Below are 13,906 nucleotides of genomic sequence, written 5' to 3'. Positions count from 1 at the left end.
GCTCGCGATGGGGACAGCAGACTCACTGCAGATTTCACCGCCGGGCGAACGTATCCCCACGCACCCCTGAAACCTTGCGGCAATGCACCAGGGCGTCGCGGATCATGAAGTTCACCAGTGTCGGCGAGACGCCCAGTTCCTTGGCGATGTCTTTCTGCGGTACGCCGTGCAGGCGGTACATCTCGAAGGCGTAGCGGGTTCGGCTGGGCAGCTCGGTCAGCGCGTCGGCGATGTGTTCGAGGGTGGAAAAGTTGATATGCGACGTTTCTGGCGAAGCACCCTGGATCACCACGTTCAACCCTTCTTCTTCCGGCCCCGAATATTTCTGTTCCAACGCCTGCTTGCGGTAATGGTCGATCGCCAGGTTACGCACGATCTGGAACAGATAACTGAGTTGGGCCTTGAAGGAGGAGGTGATCTGGGGCGCCGATTGCAGCCGGAAAAACGCATCCTGGACCACGTCTTCGGCGCGGGAGCGGCAACCGGTGATACGCGCTGCGATCTTGACCAGAATCATCCGGTTGTCGACGAAGGCCTGGAGTAGCGGTGAGTCGCACCTGCTTGTGGATACTTGTTCCGTCATGGAATTCACCTTACTGCAAATGGTTAGCGGGATGACCCGTGCATCGGAGCCGTCCTACATGTCGAGCGCCAAATTAGGCTTAATGATAATCGTTGTCAATTGAGAAGAAGATTTATTGATGGGCGGAAGTCCAGCCTGGAAACTGCGACCCGTTGCCGCGGCGCGTCGCCGTTCGGTGATCATCCGGATGAGCGGAGGCGAGGCCTGCGACTAATTATTTGCCGGTGTAATCCGTTCCCAAGGGTGACCACTTGCAAGCCGAATCCAGGCAGGAACCCCACATGACCGACGCGTTCGAACTCCCCAGCACCCTGGCCCATGCCCTCCAGCGCCGCGCCGCGTTGACGCCGGACCGGGTGGCCTTGCGTTTTCTTGCCGACACCCCGCAGCAGGGCGTCGTGTTGAGTTATCGCGACCTGGACTTGCGCGCCCGGACCATCGCCGCCGCTTTGCAGGCCGAGGCGGAACTGGGTGATCGAGCCGTACTGCTATTCCCCAGCGGCCCGGACTACGTCGCGGCGTTTTTCGGTTGCCTGTACGCCGGTGTGATCGCCGTTCCGGCCTACCCACCCGAGTCCACCCGCCGCCACCATCAAGAGCGTCTGCTGTCGATCATCGCCGACGCCCAGCCGCGGCTGTTGCTGACCAGCAGTGAGGTGCGCGACACGCTGCAGGCCATCGAATCGGCGCCGCCGGTACTCTGTGTCGATACCCTCGATCCGGCCCACGCCGGCCAATGGCGGGCGCCGAACCTGCAAGACGATGACATCGCCTTCCTGCAATACACCTCCGGTTCCACTGCGTTGCCCAAGGGGGTGCAGGTGAGCCACGGCAACCTGGTGGCCAACGAAGCGCTGATCCGGCATGGCTTCGGCATTGACGTGAATCCCGACGACGTCATTGTCAGCTGGCTGCCGCTGTATCACGACATGGGCCTGATCGGCGGTTTGCTGCAACCGATCTTCAGCGGGGTGCCCTGCGTGCTGATGTCGCCGGCGTATTTCCTCGCCCGACCGTTGCGTTGGCTGGAAGCGATCAGCGAGTACGGCGGCACCATCAGCGGCGGCCCGGATTTCGCCTACCGGCTGTGCAGCGAGCGGGTCAGTGAGTCGGCCCTGGAGCGCCTCGACTTGAGCCGTTGGCGCGTGGCCTATTCCGGCTCCGAGCCGATTCGCCTCGACAGCCTGGAGCGCTTCGCCGAAAAGTTTGCCTCGTGCGGCTTCACGCCGGACAGTTTCATGGCTTCCTATGGCCTGGCCGAAGCCACCCTGTTCGTCGCCGGCACGCCGCGTGGTCGGGGTATTCCCGCGATGCGAATGGATGACGCGGCATTGGCGCAAAACCGTGCCGAGCCGGGGCAGGGCAGCGCAGTGATGAGTTGCGGCGTGAGCCAGCCGGAACACGCGGTACTGATCGTCGAACCCGCCACGTTGCAGCCGCTGGCCGACAATCAGGTCGGCGAAGTCTGGGCCGCCGGGCCGAGCATCGCCCACGGTTACTGGCGCAACCCCGAGGCCAGCGCCAGGACATTCGTCCAGCATGCCGGCCGCACCTGGTTGCGCACCGGCGACCTGGGCTTTGTGCGCGAAGGCGAGCTGTTCATCACCGGGCGCCTGAAGGACTTGCTCATCGTCCGCGGGCATAACCTTTATCCACAGGACATCGAGCAAGCCGTAGAACGTGAAGTCGAGGTGGTGCGCAAGGGACGGGTCGCTGTATTCGCGGTCGACAACGGCGGCGAAGAGGGGATCGGGATTGCCGCGGAAATCAGCCGCAGCGTGCAGAAAATCCTCCCGGCCGCGACCTTGATCAAAGCGGTTCGCCAGGCCGTGGCCGATGCTTGCCAGCAAGCCCCGAGCGTGGTGGTGCTGCTCAATCCGGGGGCCTTGCCGAAGACTTCGAGCGGCAAGTTGCAGCGTTCGGCGTGCCGGGCACGACTGGCTGACGGCAGCCTCGACAGCTATGCGCGGTTTCCTTCGGTCGAGGTGGAGCAAACCCATGAGGCGGGCGCTTCGTCGCAGCTGCAAACGCTGATTGGCCAGATCTGGTGCGAGCAGTTACAGGTCGACCAGGTCCAGGGCGACGATCATTTCTTCCTGCTGGGCGGCAATTCCATCGCCGCCACCCAAGTCGTTGCGCGGCTGAGCGAAACCCTCGGCCTGGAGCTCAACCTGCGCCTGCTTTTCGAAGCCCCAACGCTCGGCGCTTTTGCCGTGGCGGTGGCGAACCTGCAGCAGGCCGGCGGCCAGGCCCAGGGCGCCATCAGCCGGTTGCCACGCCACGAGCCGCTGCCGCAATCGCTGGCGCAAAACCGCTTGTGGGTGACCTGGCAGCTCGATCCGGCAAGCCGCGCCTACAACATTCCCGGCGCCATCCGCCTGCGCGGCGAGCTGGACGAAAACGCCTTGCGCGCCAGCTTTCAGCAATTGATCGAGCGCCATGAATCCCTGCGCACGCGGTTCCTGGAGCGCGATGGGCTGGCCTTGCAGCAAATCGATCCGGCCGGCGAGTTCAATCTTCAGGTCATTGATCTTTGCGACGTGCCCGCTGACCAGCGCGAAGCGCGGGCACGGCAGATCCGCGAAGACGAAGCCGCCACGCAGTTCGATCTGCAAAAGGGTCCGCTGCTGTGGGTCACCTTGTTGCGTCTGAATCAGGACGACCATCAACTGCTGATGACGATGCACCACATCATCGCCGATGGCTGGTCGATGAACGTCCTGATCGAGGAGTTCTCAAGGCTCTACGCCGCGGCGTCCCAGGGGCAATCCGTAGAATTGGCGCCGTTGCCGTTGCACTACGCCGACTACGGCAGTTGGCAGCGTCAATGGCTCGGGCAAGGTGAAGCCGAGCGCCAGCTGGCCTATTGGAAACAGCAACTGGGCGATGAGCATCCGACCCTGGCGCTGAGCACCGATCATCCGCGTAGCGCCCTGCATCAGCGCAGCGCCGCGCGCCACAGTCTGCGTCTGGACAAGGACCTCGGTGATGCTCTGCGCCGGACGGCCCAGGCTCATGACGCCACGCCGTTCATGTTCTTGCTGGCGGCCTTCCAGGCGTTGCTGCAGCGCTACACCGGCCAGTCCGATATCCGCATCGGCGTGCCCAACGCCAACCGCCCGCGCCGGGAAACCCAAGGCCTGATCGGCTTCTTCATCAACACCCAGGTGCTGCGCGCGCAAATCGATTCGCGCCAGCCATTCGCCGCGCTGCTGGCCCAGGCCCGGGAAGCCACGCTGGGCGCCCAGGCGCATCAGGACCTGCCTTTCGAACAACTGCTGGAAGCGTACCCACAGGCGCGGGAACAAGGTCTGTTCCAGGTCATGTTCAACCATCAGCAGCGCGACCTCGGCGCGTTGCGGCGCCTGCCGGGGCTGTTGGCCGATGAGTTGCCGTGGCACAGCCGCGAGGCCAAGTTCGACTTGCAGTTGCATAGCGAAGAGGACCGCAACGGACGGCTGACGCTGTCGTTCGATTACGCTGACGAGTTGTTCGAGGCGACGACTATCGTCCGTTTGGCCGAACACTTTTGCAGCCTGTTGCGGGCGGTTTGCGACAACCCGCAACAGGCCATCGGCGACGTGCAGCTGTTGAGCGACGCTGAATCCGCGCAACAGGTGCCATGGGGCTCGGCGCCTTGCGAGCCGGCCAGCCAGTGGCTGCCGGAACTGCTCAACGAACAGGCCCGCCGCACCCCGCAACGTACCGCGCTGCAGTGGGACGGTGGTGCGCTGGACTATGCCGAGCTGCACACCCAGGCCAATCGCCTGGCCCATTACCTGCGGGACAAGGGCGTCGGCCCGGACGTCTGCGTGGCGATTGCCGCCGAGCGTTCGCCGCAATTGCTGGTCGGCGTGTTGGCGATCATCAAGGCCGGTGGCGCCTATGTGCCGCTGGATACCGAATATCCGGCCGAGCGCCTGGCCTACATGTTGGGTGACAGCGGCGTCGATCTGCTGCTGACCCAAACCGCCTTGCTGGAGCGCTTGCCGGCCTGCGCAGGCGTCAGTGTCATCGCCATGGACGCCCTGCATCTGGAACAGTGGCCGAGCAATCCGCCGGGGCTGCATTTGCATGGCGAGCAGCTGGCGTACGTGATCTACACCTCCGGTTCGACCGGTCAGCCGAAGGGCGTCGGCAACACCCATGCCGCCCTGGCCGAGCGCCTGCAATGGATGCAGGCCACCTATGGGCTGGATGAAACCGACGTGCTCATGCAAAAGGCGCCGATCAGTTTCGACGTGTCGGTGTGGGAATGTTTCTGGCCGCTGGTCAACGGCTGCCAACTGGTATTGGCCGGCCCCGGCGAGCACCGCGACCCGCACCGCATCGCGCAGTTGGTCGAGCGGTTTGGCGTGACCACGCTGCATTTTGTCCCGCCGCTGCTCAGCCTGTTCCTCGAGGAGCCGTTGAGCGCCCGTTGCACGAGCTTGCGACGGATCTTTTCCGGCGGCGAAGCGTTGCCGGCCGAGTTGCGCAACCGGGTGCTGGCGCAACTGCCGGCGGCGCAGCTGCACAACCGCTACGGCCCGACCGAAACCGCCATCAACGTTACGCACTGGCACTGCAGCGAAGCCGATGGCGAGCGCTCGCCGATCGGTCGTCCGCTGGCCAATGTGCTGTGCCGCATCCTCGACAGTGACCTCAATCCGGTGCCGGTCGGTGTGCCGGGTGAGTTGTGCATCGGTGGCCTCGGCCTGGCCCGGGGTTACCTGGGACGACCGGGGCTGACGGCCGAGCGGTTTGTCGCCGACCCGCTGGGCTCGGGCGGCACGCGGCTGTACCGCACTGGCGACCGGGCGCGCTGGGGCGCTGACGGCGTCATCGAATACCTCGGTCGCCTCGACCAGCAGGTCAAGCTGCGTGGTTTCCGGGTCGAGCCGCAGGAAATCGAAGCGCGACTGCTCGCCCAGGAGGGCATCGCCCAAGCGGCGGTGCTGGTGCGTGACACGGCGGCCGGTGCGCAATTGATCGGCTACTACACCGCGGTCAATGTCGATGAAGATGAAAGCGTCCAGGCTGCTCGCCTGAAAAACGCCCTCGTCGGCGAATTGCCCGACTACATGGTGCCTGCGCAATTGCTGCGCCTGGACGTCATGCCCCTGAGTCCGAGCGGCAAGCTCGACCGTCGCGCCTTGCCCGAGCCGCAGTGGCAAGTGCGTGAGCACGTCGAGCCGGCCAGCGCGCTTGAACAGCGGGTCGCCGGCATCTGGCGCGACGTGCTGGGCCTGGAGCGCGTTGGCTTGCGCGACGACTTTTTCGCCTTGGGCGGCCATTCGTTGCTGGCGACCCAGATCATTTCCCGCACCCGCCAGGCCTGCGATGTCGAGCTACCGCTGCGCGCGTTGTTCGAGGCCAGTGAGCTGGGCGCCTTCGCTGAGCAGGTGCGGTTGATTCAGGTAAGCGGCCAGACCAACCGTCAGCCGCCGATCGAGAAAGTCGACCGCAGCCAACCGGTGCCGCTGTCCTATTCCCAACAGCGTATGTGGTTCCTCTGGCAAATGGAGCCGGACAGCCCAGCCTACAACGTCGGCGGCATGGCGCGGTTGCGCGGGGTGCTGGATGTCGGACGCTTTGAAGCGGCGTTGCAGGCCCTGATCCTGCGCCACGAAACCCTGCGCACAACGTTCCCGAGCATCGATGGCGTGCCTCGCCAACAGGTGCACGGCGAGACGGGCCTGCGCATGGGCTGGAAGGATTTCTCGAGGCTCGACGCCCAGATGCGCCAGCAGCGGGTCCGGCAACTGGCCGATAGCGAGGCCCACGAACCCTTCGACCTGGAAACCGGGCCGTTGCTGCGGGCCTGCCTGGTCAAGACCGCCGAGCATGAGCATTACTTTGTGCTGACCTTGCACCACATCGTCACCGAAGGCTGGGCGATGGACATTTTCGCCCGTGAGCTGAGCGCGCTGTATGAAGCCTTCGTCGATGATCGGGAGTCGCCGCTGGAGCCGTTGCCGGTGCAATACCTCGACTACAGCGTCTGGCAGCGCCAGTGGCTGGAATCCGGCGAGCGCCAGCGTCAACTGGACTACTGGACCGCTCAACTGGGCCGCGAACATCCCTTGCTGGAACTGCCCGCCGACCGCCCGCGTCCGCCGGTGCAAAGCCATCGTGGCGAACTGTTCCGTTTCGACCTCAGCGATGAGTTGGCCGCGCGGGTCCGTGCCTTCAATGCCGAACGTGGCCTGACCCTGTTCATGACCATGACCGCCGCCCTGGCCGTGCTGCTCTATCGCTACAGCGGCCAGACCGACCTGCGCATCGGCGCGCCAGTGGCCAACCGCATCCGCCCGGAAAGCGAAGGGCTGATCGGCGCGTTCCTCAACACCCAGGTGCTGCGTTGTCAGCTCGACGGGAAAATGTCGGTGGGCGAACTGTTCGAGCAGGTGCGCCACACCGTGATCGAAGGCCAGTCCCACCAGGACTTGCCCTTCGATCATCTGGTCGAAGCCCTGCAACCGCCGCGCAGTGCCGCATACAACCCCCTGTTCCAGGTGATGTGCAACGTCCAGCGCTGGGAATTCCAACAGAGCCGCACGTTGGCCGGCATGAGCGTCGACTACCTGGTCAACGACGCCCGCGCCACCAAGTTCGACCTCAACCTGGAAGTCACCGACCTCGACCAGCGCCTGGGTTGCTGCCTGACCTACAGCACCGATCTGTTCGATGAGCCGCGCATCGCCCGCATGGCCGGTCATTGGCGCAACCTGTTGGAGGCGTTGCTGGCCGATCCGGCTCGGCGCTTGAGCGAACTGCCGTTGTTGGATGCCGCCGAGCAACAGCAAATGCTCGACAGCCTGGGCGTCGAACCCGGTGAGCAGCGTCTCGATCAATGCCTCCACGCGCTGTTCGAAGAACAGGCACGGGCGCGTCCCGAAGCAGCCGCGCTGACGTTCGCCGGGCAGACCCTGAGCTATGCCGAACTCGAACGCCGCGCCAATCGTCTGGCCTGGATGCTGCGCGAGCGGGGCGTCGGGCCGCAGGTACGGGTGGGCCTGGCGCTGGAGCGCTCGCTGGAAATGGTCATCGGCTTGCTGGCGATTCTCAAGGCCGGTGGCGCCTACGTGCCGCTGGATCCGGAATACCCGCTGGACCGCTTGCACTACATGATCGAAGACAGTGGCGTCGGTCTGCTGCTCAGCGACCGGACCATGTTCCAGGCCCTCGGCCAATTGCCGCCGGGCATGCAGCGCTGGTGCCTGGAGGACGACAGCGAGGCGTTGGCGCAGTACCCGGACCAGTCGCCATCGCTGATCAATCTGCCGCAGCACCAGGCGTACCTGATCTACACCTCCGGCTCCACCGGCAAGCCCAAGGGCGTGGTCGTCTCCCACGGCGAAATCGCCATGCATTGCCAGGCGGTAATCCGCCGTTTCGGCATGCGCCCGGACGACTGCGAGCTGCATTTCTATTCGATCAATTTCGACGCGGCCACCGAGCGCCTGCTGGTGCCGTTGCTCAGTGGCGCTCACGTGGTGCTGCGCGCCCAGGGCCAGTGGGATGCTCAGGAGATTTGCGGGCTGATCCGTCAGCACCGCATCAATATTCTCGGATTTACCCCGAGTTATGGCAGCCAGTTGGCGCAATGGCTGGCGACCCAGGGGCAAACATTGCCCGTACGCATGTGCATCACCGGTGGCGAAGCCTTGACCGGCGAACACCTGCAGCGCATCCGCGCCGCGTTCAGCCCGAGCCTGTTTTTCAACGCCTATGGTCCGACCGAGACGGTGGTGATGCCGCTGGCGAGCCTGGCGCCTGAACAACTGGAGGAGGGCGCCGGCAGCGTCCCGATCGGCAGCGTGATCGGTGCCCGACGGGCCTACATTCTCGACGCGGCCCTGGCGTTGGTGCCGCCAGGCGCGACGGGTGAGCTGTACGTTGGTGGCGCCGGCCTAGCCCAGGGTTATCACCAGCGTCCGGGCATGACCGCCGAGCGCTTCGTCGCCGATCCGTTTACCGCCGATGGCGGTCGGCTGTACCGCACCGGCGACCTGGTGTGCCAGCGTGCCGACGGCCAAGTGGAGTACCTGGGACGAATCGATCATCAAGTGAAGATTCGCGGTTTCCGCATCGAATTGGGGGAAATCGAAAACCGCCTGCTGGAGCACGCTGCCGTGCGCGAAGCGGTGGTTCTGGCCCTCGACATGCCGGGCGGCAAGCAGTTGGCCGCTTATCTGGCCAGCGACATCGCTGAGCAGGACGCCACGGTACAAGCGGTCCTGCGCGAAGCGCTGAAGCAGCACCTCAAGACGCAACTGCCGGAGTACATGGTGCCGACTCACCTGATCCTGCTGGCGAGCATGCCGCTGACCGCCAACGGCAAACTCGATCGCCGCGCCTTGCCGCTGCCCGATCCGGAGCTCAATCGCCAGCAGTACGTGGCGCCGAGCAATGCCCTGGAGCAAGCGCTGGCAGCGATCTGGTGCGACGTGCTCAACGTCAGACAGGTTGGCCTCACCGACAACTTCTTCGAGCTGGGCGGCGATTCGATCCTGTCGATCCAGGTCGTCAGCCGTGCCCGGCAGCAGGGCATCCACTTCACGCCGCGAGACCTGTTCCAGCACCAGACCGTGCAGGCCCTGGCCGCCATCGCCACCCGCAGCGAGCAGGTGAGTGTCGAGCAAGGGCTGCTGAGTGGTGAGTCGGGGCTTACGCCGATCCAGCATTGGTTCTTTGCCAGCCAGATACCCAACCGTCATCACTGGAACCAGGCGTTGCTGCTGGAGCCGACCACGCTTCTCGAACCGCAGCTTCTGGAGCAGGCGTTGCAGGCTGTTGTCCAGCAGCATGACGCCTTGCGCCTGGGCTTCGCCAACACTGCCGGGCATTGGCGCGCCGAGCACCAACCCTTGTTCGATGGGGCGTTGCTGCAGCATCTTCCGGTGGAATCCACACCCGCCTGCGAAGCGCTGTTTGCCCAGGCGCAGCTTGGCTTCCAGCTGTCGAGCGGGCCGTTGCTGCGCGCCGTGCTGGCGGACTTGCCGGACGGTCGGCAGCGCCTGCTGATCGCCATCCATCACCTGGTGGTGGACGGGGTTTCATGGCGGGTATTGATGGACGATCTGCAGACGGCTTACCGCCAATCTGCCGGCGACCAGACGCTGCGGCTACCGGCCAAGACCAGCCCGTTCCGTGACTGGGCTGCGCGGTTGCAGGCCTACGCCGGCAGCGAATCCCTGCGCGAGGAATTGAACTGGTGGCGCGACCAGCTGAGCGGGCCGGACGTTACGCTGCCTTGCGCGAACCCTGACGGCGGGCGGCAGGAGCGACACGCCGCAAGCGTCAGCGTGCGCCTGGACGCCGAGCGCACCCGGCAACTGTTGCAGCAGGCACCGAGCGCCTATCGCACCCAGGTCAATGACCTGCTGCTCACGGCGCTTGCCCGCGTGCTGTGCCGCCAAGGCAATCAGCAATCGGCGCTGATCCAGCTCGAGGGCCATGGCCGCGAGGCGCTGTTTGATGACGTCGACCTGACGCGCACCGTAGGCTGGTTCACCAGTGTCTATCCGCTGCGCCTGAGCCCGGCGGCCGACGATGTCGGCGCGTCGATCAAAGCCATCAAGGAGCAACTGCGCGCGGTGCCCCATAAGGGCCTCGGCTACGGCGTGCTGCGTTATCTGGCGGACGCCGGCACACGCCAGGCGATGGCCGGTTTGCCGCAAGCGGCGATCACTTTTAATTACCTCGGTCAGCTTGACCATACGCTCGGCCAGGACGCGTTGTTCCGACCGCTGGATGCGCCACTTGGCGCTATCCACGACCCGGAAGCGCCACTGCCGAACGAGTTGAGTGTCGACGGTCAGGTCAGCGGCGGCGAACTGGTGTTGCGCTGGACCTTCAGCGCCGAGCGGCATGACCGGGAAAGCATCGTCGCGCTGGCCGAGGCCTATCTCGACGAGTTGCAGCGGCTGATCGAACATTGCCTGGCGGACGAGGCGGGCGGCCTGACGCCGTCGGATTTCCCGCTGGCAAAACTGACCCAGGCACAGTTGGACAACCTGCCGGTGCCGGCCGGGCAGATCGAGGATGTCTACCCGCTGACGCCGATGCAGGAAGGCATGTTGCTGCACACCCTGCTCGAACCGGGCACGGGCCTGTACTACATGCAGGATCGCTACCGCATCAACAGCGAGCTGGACCCGCAGCGTTTCGCCCAGGCCTGGCAGGCGGTGATCGCCCGCCACGAAGCCTTGCGCGCTTCGTTCTGCTGGAACGTCGGCGAAGACATGCTGCAGATCATCCACAAGCCTGGGCGCACGCCGGTGGAATATATCGACTGGCTGCACGTGCCTGAGAACGAACAGGAGCCCAAGCTCCAGGCGCTGCTCAAGAGCGAGCGCGAGGCCGGTTTCGATCTGCTCAACGAGGCACCGTTTCACCTGCGATTGATCCGGGTCGGCGCGGCGCGCTACTGGTTCATGATGAGTAACCACCACATCCTGATCGATGCATGGTGCCGTTCACTGCTGATGGATGATTTCTTCGAGATCTACACCGCCCTCGGTGAACATCGCGAGCCCCGACTGGCGGTGCCGCCGCGCTATCGCGACTACATCGGCTGGTTGCAACGCCAGGGCCTGGCTGCAGCCCGGCAATGGTGGAAGCAGAACCTGCAAGGCTTCGAGCGGACCACGCCGATCCCCGCCGATCGCCCGTTCCTGCGCGAACACGCCGGTAACAGTGGCGGCATGGTCGTCGGTGACTGCTACACCCGGCTCGACGCTCGGGACGGCGCGCGACTGCGAGAACTGGCCCAGGCCCATCAACTGACCGTGAATACCTTCGCCCAGGCCGCATGGGCTCTGGTGTTGCGCCGGGTCAGCGGTGATCGGGACGTACTCTTCGGCGTCACCGTGGCCGGGCGCCCGGTGGAGTTGCCGCAGATGCAACGCACCGTGGGCTTGTTCATCAACAGCGTCGCTCTGCGGGTGCAGATCCCGGGCGACGACCAGCGCTGCAGCGTGCGTCAGTGGCTCAACGGCTTGCTGGACAGCAACATGCAGCTGCGCGAATACGAATACCTGCCGCTGGTGAGCATTCAGGAAGCCAGCGAACTGCCCAAGGGCCAGCCGCTGTTCGACAGCCTCTTCGTGTTCGAGAACGCACCGGTGGAAGTTTCGGTACTGGACCGTGCGCAAAGCCTCAACGCGACCTCGGACTCGGGCCGCACCCACACCAATTTCCCGCTGACGGCGGTCTGCTATCCGGGCGATGACCTGGGGCTGCACCTGTCTTACGACCAGCGCTATTTCGATGAGTCCACCGTCCAGGACTTGCTGGGCGAGTTCAAGCGATTGTTGCTGGCCTTGATGGAAGGTTTTCACGGTGATGTGGCCGAGCTGCCGTTGATTGGCAGCGCGGAACAAGACTTCCTGATCGAAGGCTGCAATCAGAGCGAGCGCGCGTATCCGCTGGAGCGCAGTTACGTCGAGCTGTTCGAGGCCCAGGTGGCGGCCCATCCGCAACGCATCGCCGCCAGTTGCCTGGAGGACCGCTGCACTTACACCGAGCTGAACGAGCGCAGCAATCGCCTCGGCCATGCGTTGTTCGGCGCTGGCGTCGGGCTCGATCAACCGGTGGCGCTGCTGGCCGAACGCGATCTCGACCTGTTGGGCATGATCATCGGCAGCTTCAAGGCCGGCAGCGGTTACCTGCCGCTTGATCCGGGCCTGCCGAGCCAGCGTCTGAGCCGCATCATCGAACTGAGCCGTACGCCGTTGCTGGTCTGCACCCAGGCCTGTCATGAACAGGCGCTGGCCTTGCTGGACGAGTTCGCCTGCGCCGGCCGGCCAAAGCTGCTGGTCTGGGAAACCGTTCAGGCCAGCGCTGTGCCGCGGGACAACCCGCGCATCTACAGCGGGCCGGACAACCTCGCCTACGTAATTTACACCTCCGGCTCCACCGGCTTGCCCAAGGGCGTCATGGTGCAACAGCGGGGCATGCTCAATAACCAGCTCAGCAAGGTGCCTTACCTGGCGCTGGACGAGACGGATGTGATTGCCCAGACGGCGTCGCAGAGCTTCGACATTTCCGTGTGGCAGTTCCTTGCCGCGCCGTTGTTCGGTGCTCGGGTGGACATCGTGCCCAATGCCATCGCCCATGACCCGCAAGGGCTGCTGGAACACGTAAAACGCCAGGGCATCAGCGTGCTGGAGAGCGTGCCATCGTTGATCCAGGGCATGCTCGCCGAGGAGCGCATCGGCTTGGATGGCCTGCGCTGGATGCTTCCGACCGGCGAGGCAATGCCGCCGGAACTGGCCCATCAATGGTTGTTGCGTTATCCGGACATCGGCCTGGTGAATGCCTACGGTCCGGCCGAATGTTCCGATGACGTGGCGTTCTTCCGGGTCGACCTGGCCTCGACGCGCGGCAGCTACCTGCCCATCGGCACGCCGACCGACAATAACCGCCTGTACCTGCTCGACGGTGCGCTGGAACTGGTGCCGTTGGGCGCGGTGGGCGAGTTGTGCGTCGCCGGCACCGGGGTCGGGCGCGGTTATGTCGGCGATCCGCTGCGCACTGCGCCGGTGTTCGTGCCCGATCCGTTCGGGGCGCCGGGCGACCGGCTGTACCGCACCGGAGACCTGGCGCGCCGCCGCAGCGATGGGGTGCTGGAATATGTCGGGCGCATCGACCACCAGGTGAAGATTCGCGGCTACCGCATCGAACTGGGAGAAATCGAAGCGCGGCTGCATGAACAGCCCGAAGTCCGCGATGCGGCAGTGGGCGTGCAGGAGGGCGCCAATGGTAGACATCTGGTGGGTTATCTGGTCGCCGCCGACGCGACGCTGAGCCCGACCGAGCGGCTGGATCGCATCAAGCAGCGCCTGCGTAGCGAGTTGCCGGAATACATGGTGCCGCTGCACTGGCTGTGGCTCGACCGCCTGCCCCTGAACGCCAACGGCAAGCTTGATCGCAAGGCCTTGCCGGCCCTGGAGATCGGCCAGTTGCAAAGCCAGGATTACCAGGCCCCGAGCAACGAGCTGGAACAGACCCTGGCGGACATCTGGGCCGAGGTGTTGAAGGTCGAGCAGGTGGGCGTACGCGACAACTTCTTCGAGCTCGGCGGACATTCATTGCTGGCCACACAGATCGCCTCGCGCGTGCAAAAAGCCTTGCAGCGCAACGTGCCGCTCAGGGCCATGTTCGAGTGCAGCACGGTGCAGGAACTGGCCGAGTACATCGCCGGGCTGGAGGCCAGTGAGATCACCGAGGAAAAAGTCGATCGACTGAATGATTTGATGGCGGAATTGGAAGGAATGTAGTTTTGCGGCGTCTATAAGGACCCTTTCGCGGGCAGGCTCGCTCCCACATTGGATT

The 13,906-nt window shown here is 64.7% G+C and carries 2 protein-coding genes; one reads left to right on the top strand and one right to left on the bottom strand.

Features of this window, described 5'->3' with window-relative positions:
- Positions 1-34 precede the first annotated feature (34 nt).
- Positions 35-583 (bottom strand): RNA polymerase factor sigma-70, encoded by a 549-nt coding sequence (locus ACE04F_RS23590; RefSeq protein ID WP_025212663.1) that lies wholly within the window; start codon positions 581-583, stop codon positions 35-37.
- Positions 584-864: 281 nt separating this feature from the next.
- On the opposite strand from ACE04F_RS23590, the gene ACE04F_RS23585 reads away from it, so the two are divergent.
- Positions 865-13,851: a non-ribosomal peptide synthetase gene (locus ACE04F_RS23585; protein ID WP_486110134.1), complete on the top strand. Its 12,987-nt coding sequence runs from the start codon at positions 865-867 to the stop codon at positions 13,849-13,851.
- The last annotated feature ends 55 nt before the right edge of the window (positions 13,852-13,906 follow it).

The organism is Pseudomonas sp. AGC41, from assembly GCF_057334555.1.
This window is presented reverse-complemented; position numbering and strand designations above follow the sequence as displayed.

Coding starts and splice junctions, on each gene's coding strand:
- ACE04F_RS23590 (WP_025212663.1), bottom strand. CDS start 583: ATGACGGAACAAGTATCCACAAGCAGGTGCGACTCACCGCTACTCCAG.
- ACE04F_RS23585 (WP_486110134.1), top strand. CDS start 865: ATGACCGACGCGTTCGAACTCCCCAGCACCCTGGCCCATGCCCTCCAG.